Raw genomic sequence first — 22,819 nt, 5'->3', positions numbered from 1 at the left:
TGGTTCATCGGGAGGGGGCCTCGCTTGCCTCGTGCGGGTGCGGATCGTGGTCGCGTGCCCTGCCGATGCTGACAGGGGAACACACCGGCGGGCATCGGGAGGATGCCCGATCTTCCGCCGGGACACGGGCGCCCGGCGGGCCGCGGCTCGGGAGAAGTACCGAGCACCGCGCGGAAATCCCCTGGAGCGCGCCGCCCGGATCACCGAGGATGGCCCGCGAGCGGCCACGACCGGACGACCGAGGAGGCCACGGTGACGACGGGTCCCGTCCTGGAGATCGCCTGCGACGAGTCCGGGTCGGACGGCGAGAACCTCATCGGCGGCAACACCGACGTGTTCGCCCACGCCGGCGTGCGGATGGACCCCGCCGACGCGGACGCCTGCCTGCGCGAGATGCGCGACCGGATCCGCTCACCGGCCCAGGAGTACAAGGCCAACCACCTGCTCCGCGAGAAGCACCGGCCGGTCCTGGAGTGGTTCCTCGGCCCGTCGGGGCCGCTCCCGCCCGACGCCCGGGTCCACCTCACCGACAAGGCGTTCCTCGTCGTGCGCCGCGTCGCCGAGGTGCTGCTGGACGACCGGGCCGAGGCCGCACCGCTCTACCGAGAGGGCCGGGCCGCCCTCCCGGCCGCGCAGTGGCGCCGCTTCCTGGAGTCGGCCAACGACCTCGTCCGCACCCGCAACCGCGACGCCGGACCGGCGCCCGTCGACGCCTTCTTCCGCACGCTCGACGCGCTGCCCGGCACGCCTCTCGCGGCGCGCCTGCGGCACACCCGGCCCCGCGCCGAGGCGTTCCGGGCCCGCGTCGCGGACGGGCCGCCGCCGCTGCCGGAGCTCGACCCGCTGCTCCCGTCCCTGGCCCGCACCATCGGCCACTTCGGCCGCGACGGACACCCCGTCTCCGTCGTCCACGACCGGCAGAACACGCTCACCGAGGAACGCGTCCACCGGCTGGAGGCGATCCTGCCGCCGCCGTCCCGGCTCGCGTCGCTCACCCTCGTCGAGTCCCGGTCCGATCCCCGGGTGCAGCTCGCGGACTTCCTCGCCGGGGTGGCCCGCAAGATCGCCTCGGACGCCCTGGGCGGCCGCGCCGACACCCCGCTCACCGCTCTGCTCCGCCCGCACGTGGACCCGCACTCCCTGTGGGCCGACGAGCCCAGCCGGAAACTGCTGCTCAGCCCCGCCACGGAGTCGGGCGGACCTCGAAACCCGTGAGGCCCTCGGGCTCCTCCTCGCGGACGGTGACCCGGTCCACGATCGACAGGGGAGACCCCTCGTGCGCCCATTCCACCATCCGGCCGACCGCGTCGGCGGGGCCCTCGAAGACCGATTCCACCGTGCCGTCGGGCAGGTTGCGGACCCAGCCGCTCACCCCCTCCTCCAGCGCCGTCTGCCGGCAGGTGTCGCGGAAGTACACGCCCTGCACGTCACCGGAGACGAGCACACTGCGCCGGATCACGACGGCCTCACCCCGCGGACCGCCGCGGTGAAGGCGTCGGCGTCCAGGACGGCCGCGCCGCCCGGGTCGTTGTTGAAGTAGACGAACACGTCGGAGTCCTTCGGCCAGGTGTCCGCGATGCGGTGGGCCCACGTGGTGAGCGCCCGCGCACCGTACCGCGGCCAGGGACGGGCGATGCCCTCATGGAACCGCACGTAGCCCCAGTCCGCCGTGCGCCACAGCGGGGTCGCGGGGCGGGCCCGCCGGTCGGCCCAGCACAGCGCGACACCGCGCCGCTCCAGCAGGGCCCGGATCTCCGGCGTCCACCACGAGGGGTGCCGGGGCTCGACCGCCACCCGCACCTCGCGCGGGAAGCACCGCAGGCACCCGTCGAGCACGCGCCCGTCCGCGCGCAGGTTGGGCGGCAGCTGGAGCAGCACCGGACCGAGCCGGTCGCCGAGCCCCTCGGCGTGCGTCAGCAGCCGGCGCACCGGCTCCTCGGGATCGCGCAGCCGCTTCATGTGCGTCAGGTACCGGCTCGCCTTGACCGCCACGACGAACCCGTCGGGGGTGTGCTCGCGCCACGCGGCGAAGGTGTCCCGCGACGGGAGGCGGTAGAACGCGTTGTTGCTCTCCACCGTCGGGAAGTGCCGGGCGTACTCCTCCAGCCACAGCCGCTGCGGGACCTCCGGCGGGTACAGGACCTCTCGCCAGTCCTTGTACTGCCACCCGGACGTTCCGACGAGCACGGGCATCGCGCGGTCCCTGCCGTTTGCTTGCTGGACATATTCAGGGTAGGCCGTAAGGAGTCCCGCATGTCCCGCCCGCGGGGGTGAACCATGCACTTCACAGATCGCGCGGATGCCGGACGGCAGCTGGCCGGGAGGCTGCGGCATCTGGAGGACCACAACCCCGTCGTGCTCGGCCTGCCACGCGGCGGCGTCGTCGTCGCCTACGAGGTGGCCCAGGCCCTGCACGCGCCCCTGGACGTCATCGTGGTCCGCAAACTCGGCGTCCCCTACCACCGCGAACTCGGCTTCGGCGCCATCGGCGAGGGCGGCGCCCGGGTGCTCAGTGACGACATCGTGCGGATGAGCCATGTCTCCCCGGACGACATCGACACCGTCGAGCGGCACGAGGAGGCCGAGCTGTCCCGGCAGGCGCACCGCTTCCGCGACGGGCGGCCGGGCACGGAACTGGCCGGCCGCACGGTCGTCGTCGTGGACGACGGCGTCGCCACGGGTGCCACCGCGCTGGCCGCCTGCGCCGTGGCCCGCACCCGCGGCGCCGCACGCGTCGTGCTGGCCGTGCCGGTGGCCGCGCCGCAGGCGATGCCCGCGCTGCGCGCCGCGGCCGACGACGTGGTGTGCCTGTCGGTGCCGCCCGTGTTCTTCGCGGTCGGGGAGTGGTACCACGACTTCTCGCAGACCCAGGACGACGAGGTCTCGGGCCTGCTGAAGCAGGCCGTGGCCCGCGGCCCCCGGACCACCGACGTCGAGGTGGAGACCGCCGGGGTGCGGCTGGCCGGCACGCTCACCATGCCCGCCGACGCGCGCGCCGTGGTGGTCTTCGCCCACGGAACGGGCAGCGGCCGGCACAGCCCCCGCAACCGCGCCGTGGCCGCCGCCCTGAACCAGACCGGGCTGGGCACGCTCCTGTTCGACCTGCTGACCCCCGCGGAGGAGACCGACCGGGCCAATGTCTTCGACGTGGAACTGCTGGCCGAACGCCTCACCGGCGTCACCCGCTGGGCCCGCCGGGAGAACCTGCCCGTCGCCTACTTCGGCGCGAGCACCGGCGCCGCCGCCGCGCTGCGGGCCGCCGCCGACCCCGGGGCCGAGGTCTCCTCCGTGGTCTCCCGCGGCGGCCGCCCGGATCTCACCGGCCCCGGGCTCCGCACGGTGCGCGCCCCCACCCTGCTCATCGTGGGCGGCCGCGACGACACCGTCCTGGAACTGAACCGCCGCGCGCAGGCAGAGCTCACCTGCCCCAGCCTGCTGCATGTCGTCCCGGGAGCCACGCATCTGTTCGAGGAACCCGGCGCACTCGACGAGGTCGCACACCTGGCGCGTGACTGGTTCTCCGGACACCTTCCTGCGACGCCCGGCCCGTGACCGTACCCTGAGGTCAAAGGGCTCGGACGGCACGGGAGGACGTTCATGAGCAGTACGGTGACCATGCTGGACTCATTGCCGCTGCACCACCGACGGGTCTTCCTGGAGCACGCCAAGCGGGTGAGTTTTCCGCAGAACTGGCGGATCTTCGACGAGGGCAGGTTCGCCGACCGCTTCTGGGTCGTGGAGTCCGGCGCCGTCTCCCTCGACATGGACGTGCCCGGCCGCGGCCCGGTCTCCGTGGACACTCTCGGCCCGGGCGAACTGGTCGGCTGGTCCTGGCTGTTCCCGCCCTACCGCTGGCAGCTCGCCGCGCACGCGCTGGGCACGGTGGGCGCGTACGAGTTCGTCGCGGCCGAGGTCCGCGAGCTGTTCAAGGACGATCCCGTGCTCGGCCAGGCCGTGGTGCTCGCCGCCGCCCAGACGATCGCGCAGCGGCTCGGCGCGGCGCGCACCCGGATGGTCGACCTGTACGGGCCCCGTCTGCAGGAGCACTCCTAGCCCCTGCGGGCCACCACACAGAGGACATTCCGGACGGGCGGGCCGCGCCGCGGCTGCATAGCCTGACAGCGTGAGCCGCCACGAGCCCCCCGTTCCCCGCCCCGTCCTCGGGCCGGCACGGGGCTGGCTGCACGCCCTCGGCGTCGTCGTCGCCGGTTTCGCCGTCATGCTGGTCGTCGCCGCCCTCGGGCTCTGGCTCGCGGGCGCCTCGGAACTGCCGCAGGGCGCCTTCGTCCCCGTCATAGCCGCGACCGTGGTCATGGCCGTCGGCGGACGGGTCGCCCTGGACGGCGGCGCGGGCTTCATCGCCGAGACGCAGGCGGGCATCACCGCCGTCCCGCTCTCCGTGGCGCTGGCGGGGGCCCTCGTGACCGCCTACGCGTTCCTGCGGCCCCTGCGGTCCCACGCCGCGTTGTCGGGCGGCCACCTGCTGTGGCTCGTCCTGCGAACCGCCCTGCTGTGGATCGTCGCCCTGCTGCTGATCGCCTTCGGCGCCCGGCACAGCTTCGCCCTCACCGCGGGCAACGAGTACCTCGACGAGATCGCCCAATTGCTGGGCACCACCCCGACCGTCGGCTTCCACGCCCTCGTCGGCACCACCGTGGGACTGGGCCTGCTGTGGCTGGTCGTCGTCCTCCTGCTGGCCCTCGCCGTGTCCCGGCGCGTCCCGCTGCCGCCCCGGCTCGGGCCGCCCCACGCCGCGGTGCGGCCCGCCGCCCGCGCGATGACCGCGGTGCTCCTGGCGTACGTCGTCGCGGCGCTGATCGCCGCCCTGGTCACGGCCGACACCCGGACGGACGCGGGCGAGACCCTCGCCGTCGTCTTCCTCGGACTGCCCAACCTCGCCTGGCTCGCCTTCGGACTGGGCCTCGGCGCGAGCTGGCACGGCCATGTGAAGGGCGCCCTCGGACTACCGGTGCCCGAGCCGCTCGCCCGGGTCCTGCGCACCGGCGGCGACGGCGACGTCACCCTCGACCTCGCCTCCCTCACCCGGCAGGACGGCCGCGCCTGGTGGCTCCTCGTGGCCGCCGCCGTCGCCTTGCTCGCCGCCGGCTGGGCCTCCGCCCGCCGCGCCCCTCCGGGCGCGGGGCACCTCCGCAACGCCGTCCGCCTGGCGCTGGCCGCCGCGGCCGCCATGCTGCTGGTCGGCCTCCTCACCTGGATCGACGCCCACTACGGCCTCTCCCTCTTCGGCATCGGCGACCCCTCGGACACCGGCGGCCTCGGCGGCTCCGTCGTCCTCGTCCCCGACCTGGCCGCCGCGGTCGGCCTTGCCGCGGCATGGGGCGCGGTGACCGGCTTCCTCGGCAGCCTCGCCGCGCGAGCGCGGCGCGACCGGAGACCTCGCCCCCCGCGGTGACGGGCTTGCGTGCGCCTGGCGGCCTTCCCCTGCCGGCACGGCGTCGGGGGTGCCCCGGGCACTGGCGGCTCCGTCGTCGGCGGTTGACCTTGCTGCGGTGTGGGGTGCCGTCACCGCCGTGCGGGCGTGGCGCCGCCGGGGGGCCCGCCCGCCCGGGCCAATACCTGCGTATGACGGCTGGCTTCTGCGGGCGCGGCACTGGCGACGCCTCGGGCACCGCCGGTCTCGGCGGTTTCGTGATCCGCGTCCTCGACCTGGGGGCCGCGTTCGGCGTTGCCGGGGCGTGAGGTATCGCGACCGGTCTTCTCGGCAGCCTCGCCGTGCGGGGCGCGCCGCAGGGCCGGATCGCGGGGCATGGATGGGGGCCCGTCCGCCGAGGTGGCAGGTCGTCGGGCGTGTCTGCGCACGGCGGCCGGCTTCTGCCGCCCCGGCCTCGGCGGCTCCGTCGGCGGTTGGCCGTGCTGCGGTGTGGGGTGCCGTCACCGTCGTGCGGGCGCAGCGCCGCCGGGGCGGATCGAGGGACGGCCGGGGCCGCCTGCTCAGGCTTACCCGCGTATGGCTGCTTGCCTCTGCCGACGCGGCACCCGCGACCCCTCTGGCACCGGCGGCTCCGTCGTTTGTGGTCGGCCCTGCGGCGGGGCCCGATCGCAGCACGCCGAGGCGCACCGCCCACCGCGGTGACGGGCCTACCTGCGCCGGGCGGCCTTCGCCTGCCGGTGCGGCATCCGGGACGCCTCGGGCACCGCCGGTCTCGGCGGTTTCGTGATCCGCGTCCTCGACCTGGGGGCCGCGTTCGGCGTTGCCGGGGCGTGAGGTGTCGCGACCGGTCTTCTCGGCAGCCTCGCCGTGCGGGGCGCGGCGCACGGCGGCCGGCTTCTGCCGCCCCGGCCTTGGCGGCTCCGTCGTTTGTGGTCGGCCCTGCGGCGGGGCCCGATCGCAGCACGTCGAGGGGCTGGCCCACAGCGGTGACGGGCCTACCTGTGCCGGGCGGCCTTCGCCTGCCGGTGCGGCATCCGGGACGCCTCGGGCACCGCCGTGCGGGCGCAGTGCCGGCCCGCCGGATCCCGGGGCGGGAGACCCCGCCCGCCGGGGCGGACGGGCCGACGGCCTACCGGCGCATCACGGTCGGCTCCTGGCGGCGCAGGAGGCGGGCGACGACGAAGGCCATGACGACCGACAGGGCGGCCATCGCGCCCATGTCCAGGGCCCACACCCAGGGGTCGGGCCGGAACAGCGGGTCGGAGGTGATGCGGCCCGGGACCAGGGCGCCCAGATCGAGCGTCGCGGCCATCGCCGCGAGTCCCCAGCGCGCGGGCACCAGCCAGGAGAACTGCTCCAGCCCCGGCACCCCGTGCAGTTTCAGCAGCGCGCCGCAGAAGACAACCTGCACGAGGGCGACGAGCACCAGCAGCGGCATGGTCACCTCCTCCTTGCGCACCAGCGCCGAGACGACCAGGCCGAGCATCATCGACGTGAAGGCCAGTAGTGCCGCGGCCGCCGTGATCTCCAGCAGCGGGCTGGTGAAGACCCCGCTGCCGCCGCCCGGTCTGAGCCGGGCCCCGACGAGCGCGACCATCGTCAGGACGACCGCCTGGACGACCGTGATCAGCCCCAGCACCGCGATCTTGGAGCAGAGATAGGCCGACCGGGACAGGCCGACCGCCCGCTCCCGCCGGTAGATCACCCGTTCCTTGACCAGTTCGCGCACCGCGTTGGCGGCGCCCGTGAGCACCGCGCCGACACACAGGATCAGCAGCACGTTGAGCGTGTTCTGCTGCGTCAGCGCGCCGCCGGCCAGGGCGCGGGCCATGCCCCCCATGACGAACGGCAGCGCGACCATGATCGCCAGGAAGGTGCGGTCGGCCGCGAGCGACGCCGTGTAGCGGCGCACCAGCGTCCACCACTGGCCGCCCCAGTGCTGGGGCTTGGGCGGTGCCACGGCCGGGCGGGAGGTGGGGCCGGGCGGCTCCATCTGCTCCATCGCGTCGGTGACGTACTCGTCGTGCAGCGTGGAGGACTCGTACTGGCCCGCCCAGTCCCGCCGCCGTTCGTTCTCGAACGCCTCGAAGGCCTCCGGCCACTGCCGGAAGCCGAAGAACGGCAGTGTCTCGTCCGGCGGTCCGTAGTACGCCATGCGTCCGCCCGGCGCCATGACGAGCAGCCGGTCGCAGACCTCCAGGCTGAGCACGCTGTGGGTCACCACGACCACCGTGCGGCCGTCGTCGGCGAGCCCGCGCAGCATCGTCATCACCGAGCGGTCCATGCCCGGGTCCAGCCCCGAGGTCGGCTCGTCCAGGAAGAGCAGGGACGGCTTGGTCAGCAGTTCCAGCGCCACGCTCACGCGCTTGCGCTGGCCGCCGGAGAGGGTGTGGACGGGCTGGCCGGCACGGGCCCGCAACCCGAGTTCGGCGATCACCTCGTCGACCCGGGCCTCCCGTTCCTCCCGGGCGGTGTCACCGGGGAAGCGCAGCTCGGCGGCGTACAACAGGGCGCGACGGACGGGCAGTTGGAGATGCAGGATGTCGTCCTGCGGCACGAGGCCGATGCGCTGGCGCAGATCGGCGTACTCGCGGTACAGATCGCGGCCGTCGTAGAGCACCGTGCCCCGGTCCGCCGGGCGCAGCCCCGTCAGCGCGTTGAGCAGCGTCGACTTGCCGGAACCGCTGGGGCCCACGACGGCGAGCAGGCTCTTCTCGCCGACGGGGAAGGAGATGTTGTCCAGCAGCGTCCTGCTGCCGCCCTCCACCGTCACCGACAGGTCGCGGACGCACAGCGACACCTCGCCGGTGTCGGTGAACTGCTGGAGCTTGTCGCCCACCAGCCGGAAGACCGCGTGGCCGACGTCGATGATGTCGCCCTGGTGCACCGTCGCCCGCTCCACGGGCTGGCCGTCCAGATAGGTGCCGTTGTGGCTGTGCAGGTCGACGATCTCGTAGCCGCCGCCGGCCAGCGCCCGCAGTTCCGCGTGGTGCTGGGAGACCAGCAGGTCCTCGACGACCAGGTCGTTGTCGGGCGCACGCCCGATGTGGATCGTGTCGTCGGGCAGCGGCCGCACCGACGTCGGCTGCCGGAACGTGCCGGTCGCCAGCGGCGAGGCGATCGGGGGCGGCCGGTAGACCGGTGCGGCCGAGGCCCGGGTCAGCCGGGCCCACGGCCCGGTCAGCGGATGGCCGAAGCGGACGACACTGCCCGCGCCCACACCCCACTGGCGGACGTACCTGCCGTCCGCGAAGGTGCCGTTGGAACTCCCGGCGTCCTCCAGGACCCACTGCCCGGCGACCGTGCGCAGGACGGCGTGGTGCCACGAGACACGGGGGTCGTCGAGGACGATGTCGCTGTCCGGATCACGGCCGACGCGGTACATCCTGCCCGGGACCAGGACCAGGGTGTCCCCGGCGGTCTCCAGCACGAGTTCGGGCGCGGACGGCGCGAGTCGGCGCTCAGCCACACCGTCGATCGTAGTCGCGCGCCGCCCGTCCCGCCCGGCCGCGCGGCCTCACCACTCGGTCGGCGCGTAGTCCTTGAGGAAGACCCCGTGCAGGTCCTCGCCCAGTTCGCCGCGGACGATCGGGTCGTAGACCCGGGCCGCGCCGTCGATGAGGTCGAGCGGGGCGTGGAAGCCCTCGTCGGCGAGCCGGGACTTCTCCGGGTGCGGCCGCTCGTCGGTGATCCAGCCGGTGTCGACGCTGGTCATCAGGATGCCGTCGGTCTCCAGCATCTCCCGCGCGCTGGTGCGGGTCAGCATGTTGAGGGACGCCTTGGCCATGTTGGTGTGCGGGTGGCCGGGGCCCTTGTAGCCGCGGCTGAACTTGCCCTCCATGGCGGAGACGTTCACCACGTAGGTGCGGCGCGCGGGTGAGGCGGCCATGGCAGGGCGCAACCGGCTGACCAGGATGAACGGGGCGGTCTCGTTGCACAGCTGCACTTCGAGCATCTCGACCGGGTCGACCTCGCCGACCGCGCGGCTCCAGCTGTTCTCCGCGTCCAGGTCGGGGATCAGGCCGCCGGCGTCGATCGCGGTGCCCGCCTCGATCCGGGCGAGCGAGGCCGAACCGCTGACCAGCGCCAGCTCCGTGACCTCCTGGGCGCGCGCCGCGCCGTCCCGGCGCGGGCCGGGCAGGGCCGGCTGGGCGCCGCTCCCGAACGTGCCGAGGACCTCGGAGACGGGCAGTTCACCGGCGGGCAGCGGCGCCGACTCGGCGGCCACCAGCTCGGCGTACGCCTGCGGGGAACGGCGCACGGTCTGCGCCGCGTTGTTGATCAGGACGTCGAGCGGGCCCTCGGCGGCGACCGAGTCGGCCAGTGCCACGACCTGGGCCGGGTCGCGCAGGTCGATGCCGACGATCTTCAGCCGGCTGATCCACTCGTCGCTGTCGGGCATCGCCTTGAAGCGGCGGATCGCGTCGGCCGGGAAGCGCGTGGTGATCGTCGTGTGCGCGCCGTCACGCAGCAGGCGCAGCGCGATGTACATGCCGATCTTCGCCCGGCCGCCGGTCAGCAGCGCGCGCCGGCCGGTCAGGTCGGTGCGGGCGTCGCGGCGGGCGCGGTTGAAGGCGGCGCACGACTGGCACAGCTGGTGGTAGAAGGCGTCCACCTCGACGTAGCGCTGCTTGCACACGTAGCAGGAGCGCGGCCGCTGCAGCACGCCCGCGATCTCGCCCAGCGTCGACGAGGAGGGCAGCAGCCCCTGGGTCTCGTCGTCGATGCGCTCCGCCGAGCCGGTCGCGGTGGCCTCGGTGACGAACTTGTCGTGGGCGGTCTTGGACGCCCGCCGCTCCTGGCGGCGGCGCTGCTTCACGGTCCGGTAGATGCCCGCCGTGGCCTTGCGGACGGTGATCGCGTCCGGGTGGTCCACCGGCAGGTCGTCCAGTTCCCGCAGGACGCCGAGGCACAGCTCCAGACGCTCCGGGTCGATGCCGGGGACGCCCTCCCACGTCGTTGCCGTGCCCTGCTCGTTCTCGGTCGCCGTCATGCCCGCCGTCGTCCCCGGTTCGTGTGTTCCCGCTGCTTCCTGGGGAACTGTACGAAACGCGGCGGCGGACGGCCAAAAACTCGGCGGCCTTGAGGACTTTGGTCCCGTGCTCCCACGCCGCGCGGTCGCTCCGCGTGACCGCTCACGTGACGTGACGGCCGCCGGGCGCGGGATCACTCGAGGGGCGCGGTGGCCTCGCTCTCGTACGCGTAGTCCCAGGGCTCGTCGGCCATGTGCTCCAGGCGCTTGTAGAAGGCCGCACTGTCGGGCCACGCCTGGTGCAGCCCGGCGTCCTGCACGGTGATCGCCATCGGGTCGTACAGGATGCCCTCGGGGGGCGGGCCCCCGGCTACCAGGGCGATGCCGAGTGTGAGACCGTCCCCGGGGCCGCCGTGGAGTCGGATCCTGGTGGTCATGGAGTCACCTCCTGATCCCATGATCTCTCGGGATCGCCCGTGGGGGGAGGTTTGGTGAAGAAGCCCCGTCCCGCCCGGCCTCGGCCGGACAGTGCGTGAGAGATCGGTTACGTTACGCTCCCGGCCCGCTCCAACCCCACGAGGAGCACGTGTGCGTGCCTTCAGTCTGCCCGCACTGGTCCCCGCGACCCATGTCGGCGGGCTCGCCGACGTCGTGTTCGAGGACGCGGCGCGGGTGCCGGACGAGGTGCGGATGGGCCGCAAGGAGGACGGCCGGTGGCAGGACGTGACCGCCGCCACGTTCCGTGACGAGGTCATGGCGCTGGCGCGGGGGCTGCTCGCGCACGGCGTGCGCTTCGGCGACCGGGTCGCGATCATGTCGCGGACCCGGTACGAGTGGACCCTCTTCGACTTCGCCCTGTGGACGATCGGGGCCCAGCCGGTGCCGGTCTACCCGACCTCCTCGGCCGGGCAGCTGCGCTGGATCCTGCACGACACCGGTGCGGTCGGCTGCGTGCTGGAGCACGAGGACCACGCCATGACCCTCGGCTCGGTGATCGAGCACCTGCCCGCCGTGACGCGGGTCTGGCAGCTGGACAACGGGGCCGTCAAGCAGCTCATGGCGGACGGCGAGCGGATCGGCGAGGACGTGGTGCACCGGCACCGGCTGGCGGTCACCCCCGACGCCGTCGCCACCGTGATCTACACCTCGGGGACCACCGGCCGCCCGCGCGGCTGCGTGCTCACCCACGGCAACTTCATGGCCGAGTGCGACAACGTCATCGCCCACTGGCGGACGATCTTCGAGACCGGCACCGCGGAGCCGCCCTCGGTGCTGCTCTTCCTGCCGCTGTCGCACGTCTTCGGCCGCATGATCCAGATCTGCGCGGTCCGGGCCGGGGTGCGGCTGGGCCACCAGCCGGACATGTCGGCGGCCGCGCTGCTGCCCGATCTCGCCGACTTCCGGCCGACGTTCATGCTCGCCGTCCCGTACGTCTTCGAGAAGGTCTTCAACGCCGCGCGGTCCAAGGCCGAGGAAGGCGGCAACCTCGGCGTCTTCGACCGGGCCGCCGACGTCGCGGTGCGCTTCGCCGAGGCCCGCGAGCGACGCGCCTTCGGCACCGGCCCCGGGCCGAGCGCGGCGCTGCGCGTCCTGCACCGGATCTACGACCGGCTGGTGTACGCCAGGGTGCGCGAGGCCCTGGGCGGCCGGGTCCGCAACGCGGTCAGCGGCGGCTCGACGATGGGGCGCTGGCTGGGGCTGTTCTTCGAGGGCGCGGGCGTGACGGTCTACGAGGGGTACGGACTGACCGAGTCCACCTCCGCCGCCACCGCCAACCCACCCGGCAAGGTGCGCTACGGCACGGTCGGGCACCCCGTGCCCGGCACCTCGGTGCTGATCTCCGAGCAGGACGAGATCCTGCTGCGCGGCCCGACGGTCTTCTCCGGCTACCTCGGCGACCCGCAGGGAACCGCCGAGGCGCTGCGCGAGGGCTGGCTCGCCACCGGCGACCTCGGTTTCCTGGACGAGCAGGGGTATCTGACCATCACCGGCCGCAAGAAGGAGATCATCGTCACGACCAGCGGCAAGAACCTCTCGCCCGCGGTCCTGGAGGAACGCGTCCGCGAGCACCCGCTGATCGAGCACTGCCTGGTCATAGGCAACGACCGGCCCTACGTCACCGCGCTGGTGACCCTCGACGGCGAGGCCGCCGCACGCTGGCTGCGGCTGCGCGGCAGGCCCCCGGCCGGGCTGCGCGAGCTGGTGCGCGACCCGGAGGTGGAGGCGGAGGTGCGGCGCGCGGTGTCGGCGGCCAACACGCGGGTGTCGAAGGCGGAGTCGATCCGTGCCTTCCGCGTGCTGGCCGCCTCCTTCACCGAGGAGGAGGGTCTGGTCACCCCGTCGCGCAAGCTCGTCCGCCGGGCCGTCGAGGAGGCCTACGCTGCCGAGATCGACGCGATGTACGGGCGCTGAGCGGCGCCGGGGGCGTCACGGCTTGGGGAGCGTGCACCCCGCCAGGCCGAGATTGAACTGGTTCCCGGTGGTCACGCACGCGCCGATCCCGTACGTCTCCTCGGCGTAGTTGATGCCCTGGCGGACCGTGACCGTGCCGTTCTGGTCCACCTCGCAGGGGTTGTTGAGGGTGCAGCGGCCGCCGTCCTCGTTGCCCGTGTTGTTGATCGCCACGACCTTGCCGGTCGAGGTGTCGATCACCGGTGAACCGGAGGTGCCGCCGATGGTGTTGCACGCGGAGGTGTAGCGGACCGAGTCCTTCCAGGTCCAGTCGCCCTCCTTGAGCCGGTAGACGAAGCCGTCGATGTTGCAGGTGTAGATGGTCTTCCAGTAGCCGGAGACCACCTTGATCGCGGCGCCTTGCACGGGATGGGCGGCCGAGAGCTCCAGCGCGGAGATGCCGTAGGAGGACTGGATCTGCGCGTAGGTGCGGTTGAGTTGGTACACCGAGATGTCGGTGTCGGTCATCGTCGCGTAGGCGAGCTTGGTGGCCCGCAGCGTGGCGATGTTGCGGCCCGAGGCGTTGAGCAGCCCGAAGGTGCGGGTCGAGGACTGGTTGAGCAGCACCTCGCCGGGGTCCAGGAAGCCGCTGGTGAGGCAGTGGCCGTTGGAGAGCACCAGAGCGGGGTCGGTGGACGCCGAGGCCGGGAAGCGGATGAGTGAGCCGGAGCAGTTGCTGAGCGACACCGTGCCGGCGAAGTTCACGGTGACCGCGGCGGGCGCGGCCGGCGCGGCGTTGCGCACACCGGTGGCGTCCCGGCTCGTGGCCGAGGCGGGCGCGGTGGACAACCCGAGGCAGGCGACTGCCGCGAGGGCGGTCAGAACGGCCGCCAGGGCACCTCTGAGAGGTCGTTTCATGTGGGGGGTCCTCTCGAGACCGAAGTTCTTTCGGTTTTGGCATGGACATTGTCATGACTCGAGAGGGACCGGACAAGAGGGCATGGCGCAGCCCCAACCCGGGGGCCGGCGGCGGCCGTTGCGCACGACGCGACGGTGCCCGTCCCCCCGGGGGCGGGGACGGGCACCGTGGGATCCGCGGGCGCTGGGCGTCAGGGGAGGCTCGCGGCCGGCTCGGCCGCTTGCACGACGGGGGACGGGATGACGACCGGCGGCGCCACCTCGACGACCTCGATCACCTCGGCCGACGCCGGTACCGGTACCGGCAGCAGCTCGGGCTGCCGTGCGGCGGGCACCTCGACCCGGTGCGCCGCCCGGTCCGCCGCGAGGGCGAGGGCGCGGCGGTCGGGCCACGTGCCCGCGGGGATCGCGGGGAGCACCGACACCTCGGCGTTCAGCCCGCGGCCCGCCACCACCCGGTGCACCGAGTCCATCAGCGTGTCCTCCCCGACGAACGCCGGGGCCATGCTGCGCGACCCGTCCGCCAGCCGGTAGTGGATCCGGATGGGCTGCACGTCGGCACCCGCGTCCACTGCCGCCTGGAACAGCGCACGGCGGTAGCGGCCCTCCTCACGGCCGCACCAGGTGCTGCCCTCCGGGAAGGCGACGACCGTGGCCCCGCCGCGCAGCGCCTCCCGCACTTCGCCGACGGTGTCCGGCAGGGTCCGGAACCGCTCGCGGTCGATGAAGATCGTCCGGCCGAGCACGCACAGCGGGCCGAGCACAGGCCAGCCCCGGATCTCCGACTTGGCGACGTTGCGTCCCGGGAGGACGGAGGCGATCAGCAGGATGTCCATCCAGGACACGTGGTTGGCGACCACCAGCAGCCCCCGGCCGCGCTCGCGCGCCGCCGGTGGGACCGGCACCCGGACCTCCATGCCGAAGGCCGTCACCACCGACCGCATCCACGTGCGGACCAGGGAGTCGCGCAGCGCCGGAGGGCAGAGTACGGCCACCGGGACGGCCAGGACGATCCCGATCAGCAGCACCACGGCCACGGTGACGTAGCGCACCGTCCGGCGCAGCCGGCCCACCAGGGGACCTTCGCCGGTCACGCAGGCCTGCGGGGTGCAGGGCGAGACCGGCGACCACCATGTCGCGGCCATCAGGAGCTTCCGAGGGAGCCGAGCGAACCGATTGCGCCGAAGTGGCGCAGGTAGCGCTCGTCCGTGCGCTCCAGCGACAGCAGGATGAACAGGTCGGCGACACCGAACTCCGGGTCGTAGGCGGGCTCGCCGCAGATCCAGGCGCCCAGCCGCAGGTAGCCGCGGAGCAGCGCGGGCAGCGCGGCACGGGCCGGGCGGGTCAGGCCCGTCGGGTCCCAAGGGCGGTGCGGGGTGACCCGGTACTCCTCGGGGGCCATGTACTTGGCCGAGACCCGGTCCCAGACGCCGGCCGCTGTCGAGCCGCCGTCGGCGAGCGGCACCGAGCAGCAGCCGGCCAGCCAGTTGTGGCCGGTGGTCGCCATGTAGCGGGTGATGCCGCCCCACATCAGCGCGACGACGGCACCGTCGCGGTGGTCGGGGTGCACGCAGGAGCGGCCGACCTCGACGAGGTCGTGCTGGATCGGGGCGAGCCGGGCGAGGTCGAACTCGCTCTCGGAGTAGGTGCGCCCCGCGCGGCGGGCGTTGGCGGGGGTCAGCAGCCGGTAGGTGCCCACCACGTCGCCGGTGTGGTCGTCCTTCACCAGCAGGTGGTCGCAGAAGGCGTCGAGGGCGTCGACGTCCAGGCCCGGTTCGGGCGTGTCCAGCACGGCGCCCATTTCCCCGGCGAACACCTGGTGCCGCAGACGCTGCGCGGCCCGCACCTCGGCCTCGTCCTGGGCGAGGCTCACCGAATAGCGGGGGCGTTCGACGACGTTGTCGACAACGGGAGCGAGTTCGTACGAAGCGGTCATGGCGCGATTCCCTGGTCAGGGGGACGGGGACACCCCTATCTGTCCCGTCGGCGCCTTGCCTTGGCATGTCCTTTGCGGAGAGTGGAGATGTGCGCTCGCTGAATCACTGGGGGCGCGGTGCCGTTCGGTGCCGCTTCACCCGGAAAGCGCGCCCAAGCGGCCTTCGAGCAGCAGCAGCAGTTCGCCGAGGATTTCGGCCAGCTCGTGGCGCCGTCCGTCCGGCAGCCCGGACAGCAGACCCTCCTCGTACGCGAGCTGCTCCGGGAGCAGGCGGTCCACCAGCGCCAGGCCGGTGGGGGTCAGCCGCAGGTGCGAGACCCGGCGGTCGCGGTCGTCCGGCCGGCGCCCGATCAGGCCGCGCTCCTCCAGCACCTTGATCCGCTTGGTGACCGCCGCCCCCGACGCGAAGGTTTCACGTGCCAGACGTCCGGGCGTCAGTTCGCCGCCGACGCGGCGCAGCGCGCAGAGGATGTCGTACTCCGGTCGGGTGAGGCCTTCGCGGTTCAGTGGCGCGTCGACGGCGAGTTGCAGGAGCGCGGTACTCCGGTTCAGGCGCCCGATCACGGCGACGGGCGCGAAGTCCAGCTCCGGGTGCACGCCCTGCCACTGGCGCAGCACCGTCGCGACGGCGTCCTCCACGCGCGATGTCCTTCCCTCGTACGCCGGCGGCTCCGGCGGCGTCCGCATGATCGTACGCGTCGTCAAGCAGCGGTGACGGACCGGCCACCGCGGCGGCCCGCCAGCGCGAGGTGCCCGCGCCGCTCCGCGTCGGTGATCCGCTCCTCGGGCAGGGGGCCGCTCCACCACTCGCCGGAGGCGGTGTCGGCCGCCTCGCGCAGCTCCAGCAGGGCCGCGGTGAGCCGGGGCTCCCGCGGCAGCGGGGCGGCGAGCTCGTCCTCCAGTCGGTCCAGGGCGGTGCCGACCCGCCGTCCGGCGCGCCGGTTCGGAACCGCGAAGCACACCACGAGCCCGGCGGCCGCGCCCACGACGGTGTCCAGCCAGCGATCGGCGACCAGCCGGCCCGCGGGCTGCATGCCGGCGAACTCGGTCATGATCATGGCCATCGGCGTCACGAACGCGCTGGCCAGCCAGTAGTTGCGGGCGATGGTGGCCTCCGCCGCGAAGTTGCACGCCAGCGCGGTCACGACCAGGGCACCCGCGCCGGCGGCCGTGAAGGGCACGAGCGCGGTGAACAGCAGCACGCCCAGCAGATTGCCCACGACGCGCTGGAGCGCCCGCCGCCAGGACAGGGCGGTGTTGGCGGCCAGCACGGCGGCGGCGGTCACGACGGCCCAGTACGGACGGTCCACGCCGAGCGCCGCCGACACCCAGCCCGCCGCCGCGCTGCCGAGGCCGACCCGCAGGCCGATCGGGGCCAGGTGCCGCATCGAGGGGCCGTGGAACGGCGCCGGCGGCGGCCCGGTGCGGGCTTCCCTGTCCGTCGCGACGCCCGCGGCCCCCGGCAAGGCCCGTGCCGTGCGCAGTTCCCGGGCCCAGGTGGCGAGTCGTCGCGCCCCCGCGGGGCCGGTGGCATCGGCGCGGGCCAGCAGCCGCTCCAGCCCCGCGCGGTGGGCGCCCGGCGCGGCGGCCCGCAGCGTGTGCCACGCGGCGTTCACGGCCGCGGTCGCCTCGTGCCGGGCCCGCGCCGCGCTCCCGTCGTCGGCCAGGACCCGCGCCCGGGCCTCCAGCGCCCGCGCCACGGCGGCGCGCTCGGGACCGTGCGGGCGCACCAGCGCCGGCGCCATGCCCACCAGCCAGGCGACGGCCCCGCCCAGCACCATCAGCCCCACGTGCGCGGGCACCTGCGCCGGGGTCTGCGGCACGAACGCGGCGCTCGCCGCGACGAAGGTGAAGATCACGTTCCCCGGCGGCCCGATCCGCGTCGCGTCGCACACCACCTTGTGCGCCGCGGCAAGCGCCGCCGCGACGGCGACCCGCACCGCCGTCACCTCCGTCAGCGCGGCCGTTGTCAGCGCGACCGCGCCGCCGGCCGCCATGCCCAGCACGACCAGCGCGAGCGTCCGCGCCCGCGCGGCGTACGGCAGCCCGTGCCCGTACAGCGCGCACAGCCCACCGCCCGCCGCATAGAGCACCAGGTCCAGCCGCCCCAGGGCCAGCAGCACCCCCTCCACGATCCCCACGGCGACGACCACGCTGACGGCCCGCTGATGCCAGAGGTCCTGGACCGTGCGCAGCCGCAGGGCGTCGCGGAGGGGGTGGAAGAGGTTCGGCATGCCTACAAGCTTAACAGGTGTTTTACTCGTGAAATAATCCTCGAAGGCTGCACGCGGGCCGGTCGTTCAGGTGAGCAGGCCTCGAAGGACCACCTCGGCCAAGGCGGCGGTCTTTTGCCGCCACTCGTCGGTCGATGAATCTCCCGCTTCATTCATGCGGTGCACGAGTTGTCTTTGGGTCATGACGACCGCGGGCCCGGTGAGTGCACTGAACAGGACGTCCATACTCATGGCCGGCATTCGGCCCGAAGTCATGAGTCGCTGAGCGAGTGGTTCGAGCTTTGCCATGAATCGGCCGGTGTACTCGCTGTAGAGATAGTTCAGCCGGTCGGACGCGAAAACGGACTCGTCGGAGATGATGCGGTTCGCGTGGGGCATGTTCGCGGCCAGGGAGTGGAAGGTTCTGACGGCGCACGTGAACTTCTCGACGTCCTCGAGGTCGCCGTCGAGGATGGTGATGAGCTGCTGGATCGGTGCCCTGAGGGCGTGGTCGAGCGCCGCGCGCCAGAATTTTTCCTTCGATCCGAAGCGGTCGTTGATGAAGTTGTGGTTGACGCCCATGCGCTTGGCCAGTTCGCGGACGGACGCGCCCGAGTAGCCCAATTCGGCGAATGCTTCAAGACCGCGCTGAAGGATCTCGGAATCGTCGAGGTCGACCTGCGGCGCTCTCGTCCGGCGGTGGTGGTCCGACCTGTCGTCCATCGCGCCCTGTTGCGCCACTGAAACCCCAACTCATCCTTCTGATTTCTTACGGGCCGAGCGGCGGAATGCCGGAGGACACCGTAAGTTCCTTCACTTTCCACATGGTTCGCGACGGCCCTCTTCCCGGCGACGAGATGCGGCGTCCGATCGGAAGATTACCGCCGCCCCTTGACGGGGGCAGGTAGCGGTCCGGTCAGGTGTGCTGCGGATCGGGGTGGGACCCCCGCTCCTGACAGCTGTCAGGAGCGGCTGGTCTGACAGCTGTCAGGCGCCGGGGTCGACCGCGCCTGTTTCCCTTATGAGGAGTCCTGGGTGAGCCTTCCCATGCCGCAGATAGACACCGACGACCCTCGCTGGACGAAACGTGGAGCCATCCACGTGCCCGCCGGCGAAGGCATCACCAAGTGGGTGTCCGACAACGTCTACTCCGTCAAGGTCCACACCGACATCACCGACGGGCACTTGGGTTTCGTCGAGGCGGATGTACCGCCCGGCGCGGGGCCGGTGGCACATGTCCACAACCGCAACAGCGAAGCCTTCTACCTGCTGGACGGTGAACTCGAGTTCCTCAACGGGGACGAGAAGATCATCGCGCGGTCGGGGGACTTCCTCTACGTCCCGCCGGGCATCCGGCACCGCTTCCTGAACAAGAGCACCCGTCACGCCAAGATGCTCTTCCTGTTCACCCCCGGCGGCCCCGAGGTCCTCTTCATGCGGGGCGACGAGCCCGTACCCGGCGTGCCGGCGCCCCTGTGGGACGGCGAGCGGTTCGCCGCGTACGGCGCATCGCTCGCCGACCTGGACGTCGACTCACCCGTGATGCCGGAGAGCTGACCTGGTGTCCGCGACGGCTGCATCTCCGTGAGGTGCAGTAGGCGACCAGTCGCCTACAGGTCGTATCGATGTCGCGCCCCGCAAGAGCGAGTGGTGGCAGCACTACCGCGGCCCGCGCGCGGACGTGGACCGGATCAGCCGGCCCCAGGGCCCCGATCCGGTCCGCGTCCCGTGTTCAGTGTTGGGGGACGTCGGGTGACGTCGGGTGACGTCGGGGATCTCCAAAAGTTCGGGCACCGTAAACCCGCCGATGATCTTGTGCTCGCCGGTGTGTTCCGTTTGGTGAAAAAATGGGCGAACCATTGAGGTTGGATTGCGATCCGGCCGTCGCGGTCGTCGCGACCTTCCTCGAGATTCCCGGATTCGCGCTCTCGACCCCTGATGTCCCAGGTCCACTGATCTACCGAAACCTCCTATGCGATTTCCAGGACGAAAGCCCCGCCTGCAACTGCCGCGGCAGTTCTACGGCGTCTGGGCCGCCGTGACCGTCTCCAGTCTGGGTGACGGCATGCGGCAGGTTGCCCTTCCCCTGCTCACCGCCGACCTCACCGACGACGCCCGGCAGGTCGCCCTGGTGGCTTTCGCGGGACAACTTCCGTGGCTCCTGGTCAGTTTGCTGTCCGGTGTCCTCGCGGACAGGCTCGAGCGCCGTCGTGTGCTGTGGCTCGTCGACATGGCGCGGGCAGTGACCATGGCCGGTGTCGCTCTGCTCACGGTGTTCGACGCCCTGTCGATCCCCTTGCTGGCAGGGGTCGCCTTTCTGCTCGGCTGCGGCCACACGCTCTACAGCGGCTCCTGGGCCGGCCTCGTGCCCTCCTTGGTGGCGCCCGAATCGCTGACCAAGGCGAACGCCCGCCTCCAGGCGAGCTGGTTGATCGCCGGGAGCCTGCTGGGCGCCCCGGTGGGAGCGGTGCTCTACGAGATCACACCGGCACTCCCGCTCGGCATTGACACCTTGTCATTCATGGCATCCGCGGGATTCATTCTGCTGATGACGGGCGGCCCTCCGGCCAGGCCCGGAGACGCTCCTTCCGAGCGGCGGTCCCTGCGTGAGGACGCCCTGAACGGTCTCGGCTGGTTGTGGCGGCACGCTCTGCTGCGTCGTGTGTGCGCCATGTCCGCTCTGGTCAATCTCGTGGTGGCCGGCCTGATGTCCGTTCTGGTGCTGTACGCGCGGCAGACCCTGGAACTGGGAAGCTCCGGCTACGCCCTGCTGGTGTCGGTGTTCGCGGTCGGCGGGATCGCGGGTGTGCCGCTCGCGTCCTACCTGGGGATCCGGCTCGGCCCGGTCCGCGTGCTGTGGCTCGGCTCGTTGATCATGGGGGGCATCTGCGCCGGCCTCGGCCTGGCCGGGTCCGCCACCGCAGCGGTGCTGTTCGTCGCCTGCTACGGGGCGGTGAGCCTGGTGTGGAACGTCACCGCGGCCACACTCCGCCAGTCGCAGGTTCCGGAGAGTCTGCTGGGCCGGGTCTCCATGACCTTCCAGATGGTCAATGTGGGCTCGGGCGCCCTGGGGGTCCTGCTGACAGGGCTGGTCTACTACGGCATCGGCCCCCGGGCTTCCTTCCTCGCCGGAGCGATCCTGCTGTGCCTGGCCGGCGCGTTTCTCATCGGCTCCCGTGTCGAGGTCGCCGTCGACGAACCCGCCGGGGCGCCGGCCCGCTGAGCGCCTCACGGCTTTCGACCGGTCCCGGTATGCCCCGCGGAAACGAGGTCGAGCGGTGCAGCAACGCGCGCCAAGGATCCAAGGCCGTGGCGACGTGGCCGGGTCCGCGGAGTGGACGGTATCAATCGACTCGCGCCGGCGTCCGTAAAGGGGATTGGTTCGAGGATGAATCGGATGCTCCGGCGGCAGTTGCTCGCCGCGAGGCGCTGGCCGGTACCGGGGCGGGCTGACCAGCCTTCGACGCGACCGCTCACAGGGGACGGAACATTGTCGAGCGGTGCTTCGCCAGGCTGAGGCAATTCCGATCGGTGGCAACCAGGTTCGACAGACTCACCACCCGCTACCGGGCCGGACAAGACCAAATAGGGAAAGAGTTAGAGCGAGCGAAGGGCGTGGCCGAGGTCAGGGCCGTAGTTGCCCCAGCACTGGATGTCACCGGTGTCGGACACAAGGTCGCCGAGATACCAGTCGCCGTCGTCGGCCCGCACCGCGCAGAGGCCCTCCAGGTTTATCGCGCAGTCGGCTTGGAGGGGTTCGCCGTGCAGGGTGACGGTGCCGAGGGTAGTGAGAAACTGGGCTTGTGGGCAGCCAGTGGCGCGCTGAATGTCGGCCATGGTCCACGGCTCGGGCAGGCGCTCGTCGCGGGGCTCGGTAGCCGGGGGCAGTTCCACCACGGCGTGGCCCAGGTACGGCCGGATCCACTCACCGTCGCGTTCTGTGCCGAGCACACCGCCGAGGAAGGCCATCTCGAATGTCCCGGTGGGCGTCTCCCAGCGGAACGGGACGCGGGAGACGTGCGAAGGGAAGTCCTCATCGTCGGTGGTTCCCGGGCCGAACGACTGCTTGGGAGACGGTCCGTCGTCGGTGTATCGGTGGGCGAAGAAAGCGGTGATCCAGCCAGTGACCCTGTCGCCGCCGGACGCGGACTCCCACTTGTAGAGCGAACGCCAGAACTCCTGGTCGACACCCCACCCCGAGGCCGTCGCGCTGATCGAGTCCAGCACCGGGTGCAAGGCGGCGAACCACGGCCGCAGGCCTTCGAACCATCCCTCCAGCTCCCGCACCCGGCCCGCCAGCAGGCGCCAGTCCCGGTCCGTGCCCTCCAGCCGGATCCGGGGAATGCCGCAGAGCGAGGTCCACCGGAAGCGGTAGTACGGGCTGACCACGTCCATCAGCGTCACCAGCGCGGCAGTGGCGTCGGTGGGGGTGGTGGTCGAGAAGTCGGGCTGGAACAGGTCGGCTACCTCATCGCCGATGCGGGCGCGCAGGGACTGTTGGACCAGGTTGATCGAGCGCTCCCAATCCAGCGGGGCCAGGTCGTCGCGGACGGCGATGGTCTGCGGGTGCTCCGGCGTTTCGGTGAAGAGTCCCGCATATGTTCTGGAGTTCAGGCGGACGTGGACGGCTACCTCGTGCACGACGGCGTACCAGAGCAGGTCGGGTGAGAGGCTCAGCGGCAGGTGAGCCGTGAAGCACAGGTGGACGGCGCGCAGCAGGAGGCTGGAGGTGGGCTCGGTGATCTCCGGAACGTCGGTGGACCAGCCGACGAGGCGATCGGTGCTGCGGTGGTGGAAGCGCGCCTGGTCGCGCAGCACAGCCCGCAGGAAGCGCTCGTTGCCGAGTTCGGTGAGCTCGGAAGCGAGCCGAGCGGCCTCGGTGTCTTCAGCGAGCGGCAGGTCTATCTCGAAAGCCATCCGTATCCCCCAGAAACCGTGATCGGCCCTGATCCTAAAAGGCTGATGAGCCCCTTGGTTCTGTCCCACCGCTCGCGTGA

General features: G+C 72.3%; 19 protein-coding genes and 1 pseudogene. 8 read left to right on the top strand and 12 right to left on the bottom strand.

The genetic code is table 11. From position 1 onward, the window contains the following. Positions 1–252: 252 nt before the first annotated feature. Positions 253–1,215 carry a DUF3800 domain-containing protein gene (locus ACIP9H_RS22830; protein WP_401590506.1) on the top strand — a complete coding sequence of 321 codons (963 nt, stop codon included), beginning with the start codon at positions 253–255 and terminating at the stop codon, positions 1,213–1,215. Here ACIP9H_RS22830 and ACIP9H_RS22825 read toward each other — a convergent pair. Together ACIP9H_RS22825 and ACIP9H_RS22820 are read right to left on the bottom strand one after the other, a co-directional pair. After that, entirely contained in the window at positions 1,175–1,459 is a 285-nt protein-coding gene (locus tag ACIP9H_RS22825; RefSeq protein WP_401590503.1) for an acylphosphatase, read from the bottom strand. The two genes, ACIP9H_RS22830 and ACIP9H_RS22825, sit on opposite strands and share 41 nt — an antisense overlap. Further along, the gene (locus ACIP9H_RS22820) at positions 1,456–2,193 is read right to left on the bottom strand and encodes a DUF72 domain-containing protein (RefSeq protein WP_401590501.1); all 738 of its coding nucleotides are present in this window, start codon (positions 2,191–2,193) and stop codon (positions 1,456–1,458) included. The genes ACIP9H_RS22825 and ACIP9H_RS22820 overlap by 4 nt, the downstream gene beginning before the upstream one ends. A gap of 84 nt (positions 2,194–2,277) precedes the next feature. On the opposite strand from ACIP9H_RS22820, the gene ACIP9H_RS22815 reads away from it, so the two are divergent. The 3 genes from ACIP9H_RS22815 (at position 2,278) to ACIP9H_RS22805 (ending at position 5,413) form a co-directional block, all read left to right on the top strand. Further along, on the top strand, positions 2,278–3,552 hold the full coding sequence (locus ACIP9H_RS22815; protein ID WP_401960427.1) for an alpha/beta family hydrolase: 1,275 nt from the start codon (positions 2,278–2,280) through the stop codon (positions 3,550–3,552). Positions 3,553–3,597: 45 nt separating this feature from the next. Continuing rightward, a complete protein-coding gene (locus ACIP9H_RS22810) occupies positions 3,598–4,053 on the top strand; it encodes a Crp/Fnr family transcriptional regulator (protein WP_401960424.1) in 456 nt (151 codons plus the stop codon). A gap of 70 nt (positions 4,054–4,123) precedes the next feature. Further along, entirely contained in the window at positions 4,124–5,413 is a 1,290-nt protein-coding gene (locus tag ACIP9H_RS22805) for a streptophobe family protein (RefSeq protein WP_401960421.1), read from the top strand. Between the two features lie 1,108 nt (positions 5,414–6,521). Here the strand turns inward: ACIP9H_RS22805 and ACIP9H_RS22800 are convergent. From ACIP9H_RS22800 to ACIP9H_RS22790, 3 genes are all read right to left on the bottom strand, one after another. Beyond that, positions 6,522–8,861: an FHA domain-containing protein gene (locus tag ACIP9H_RS22800; RefSeq protein WP_401590491.1), complete on the bottom strand. Its 2,340-nt coding sequence runs from the start codon at positions 8,859–8,861 to the stop codon at positions 6,522–6,524. Between the two features lie 48 nt (positions 8,862–8,909). Beyond that, positions 8,910–10,385 (bottom strand): SDR family NAD(P)-dependent oxidoreductase, encoded by a 1,476-nt coding sequence (locus tag ACIP9H_RS22795; protein WP_401590488.1) that lies wholly within the window; start codon positions 10,383–10,385, stop codon positions 8,910–8,912. A gap of 173 nt (positions 10,386–10,558) precedes the next feature. Continuing rightward, complete coding sequence (locus tag ACIP9H_RS22790) at positions 10,559–10,801, bottom strand: hypothetical protein (RefSeq protein WP_360899803.1); 243 nt, start codon at positions 10,799–10,801, stop codon at positions 10,559–10,561. A gap of 151 nt (positions 10,802–10,952) precedes the next feature. Between ACIP9H_RS22790 and ACIP9H_RS22785 the strand changes: the two genes are divergently transcribed. Then, positions 10,953–12,776, top strand: coding sequence for an AMP-dependent synthetase/ligase (locus ACIP9H_RS22785; protein ID WP_401960418.1), 1,824 nt, complete (start codon positions 10,953–10,955; stop codon positions 12,774–12,776). Between the two features lie 15 nt (positions 12,777–12,791). On the opposite strand, the gene ACIP9H_RS22780 is transcribed toward ACIP9H_RS22785, so the two are convergent. From ACIP9H_RS22780 to ACIP9H_RS22755, 6 genes are all read right to left on the bottom strand, one after another. Next, positions 12,792–13,673 carry a serine protease gene (locus ACIP9H_RS22780; protein ID WP_401960415.1) on the bottom strand — a complete coding sequence of 294 codons (882 nt, stop codon included), beginning with the start codon at positions 13,671–13,673 and terminating at the stop codon, positions 12,792–12,794. 191 nt (positions 13,674–13,864) lie between these two features. Next, a complete protein-coding gene (locus ACIP9H_RS22775; RefSeq protein WP_401590479.1) occupies positions 13,865–14,818 on the bottom strand; it encodes a lysophospholipid acyltransferase family protein in 954 nt (317 codons plus the stop codon). Then, on the bottom strand, positions 14,818–15,609 hold the full coding sequence (locus tag ACIP9H_RS22770) for a GNAT family N-acetyltransferase (protein WP_401590476.1): 792 nt from the start codon (positions 15,607–15,609) through the stop codon (positions 14,818–14,820). The genes ACIP9H_RS22775 and ACIP9H_RS22770 overlap by 1 nt, the downstream gene beginning before the upstream one ends. A 135-nt stretch (positions 15,610–15,744) precedes the next feature. Next, entirely contained in the window at positions 15,745–16,296 is a 552-nt protein-coding gene (locus tag ACIP9H_RS22765) for a MarR family winged helix-turn-helix transcriptional regulator (protein ID WP_401590473.1), read from the bottom strand. Between the two features lie 14 nt (positions 16,297–16,310). Further along, on the bottom strand, positions 16,311–17,843 hold the full coding sequence (locus ACIP9H_RS22760) for an FUSC family protein (protein ID WP_401590470.1): 1,533 nt from the start codon (positions 17,841–17,843) through the stop codon (positions 16,311–16,313). A 66-nt stretch (positions 17,844–17,909) separates the two neighbouring features. Continuing rightward, positions 17,910–18,563, bottom strand: coding sequence for a TetR/AcrR family transcriptional regulator (locus ACIP9H_RS22755; protein ID WP_401590467.1), 654 nt, complete (start codon positions 18,561–18,563; stop codon positions 17,910–17,912). A 294-nt stretch (positions 18,564–18,857) separates the two neighbouring features. Here ACIP9H_RS22755 and ACIP9H_RS22750 point away from each other — a divergent pair, with 294 nt between their 5' ends. From ACIP9H_RS22750 to ACIP9H_RS22740, 3 genes and pseudogenes are all read left to right on the top strand, one after another. Continuing rightward, positions 18,858–19,379 carry a cupin domain-containing protein gene (locus ACIP9H_RS22750; protein WP_401590464.1) on the top strand — a complete coding sequence of 174 codons (522 nt, stop codon included), beginning with the start codon at positions 18,858–18,860 and terminating at the stop codon, positions 19,377–19,379. Positions 19,380–19,794: 415 nt separating this feature from the next. Further along, positions 19,795–21,045, top strand: coding sequence for an MFS transporter (locus tag ACIP9H_RS22745; protein WP_401960410.1), 1,251 nt, complete (start codon positions 19,795–19,797; stop codon positions 21,043–21,045). Positions 21,046–21,275: 230 nt separating this feature from the next. Further along, positions 21,276–21,398 (top strand): annotated as a pseudogene (locus ACIP9H_RS22740) (IS5/IS1182 family transposase); the annotation flags it as partial. Positions 21,399–21,419: 21 nt separating this feature from the next. Here ACIP9H_RS22740 and ACIP9H_RS22735 read toward each other — a convergent pair. After that, positions 21,420–22,739, bottom strand: coding sequence for a DUF4419 domain-containing protein (locus ACIP9H_RS22735; RefSeq protein ID WP_401960408.1), 1,320 nt, complete (start codon positions 22,737–22,739; stop codon positions 21,420–21,422). Positions 22,740–22,819: the final 80 nt, after the last annotated feature.

Origin of the sequence: Streptomyces sp. NPDC088732, from assembly GCF_044751205.1 — a bacterium.
Classification (GTDB): domain Bacteria; phylum Actinomycetota; class Actinomycetes; order Streptomycetales; family Streptomycetaceae; genus Actinacidiphila.
This window is presented reverse-complemented; position numbering and strand designations above follow the sequence as displayed.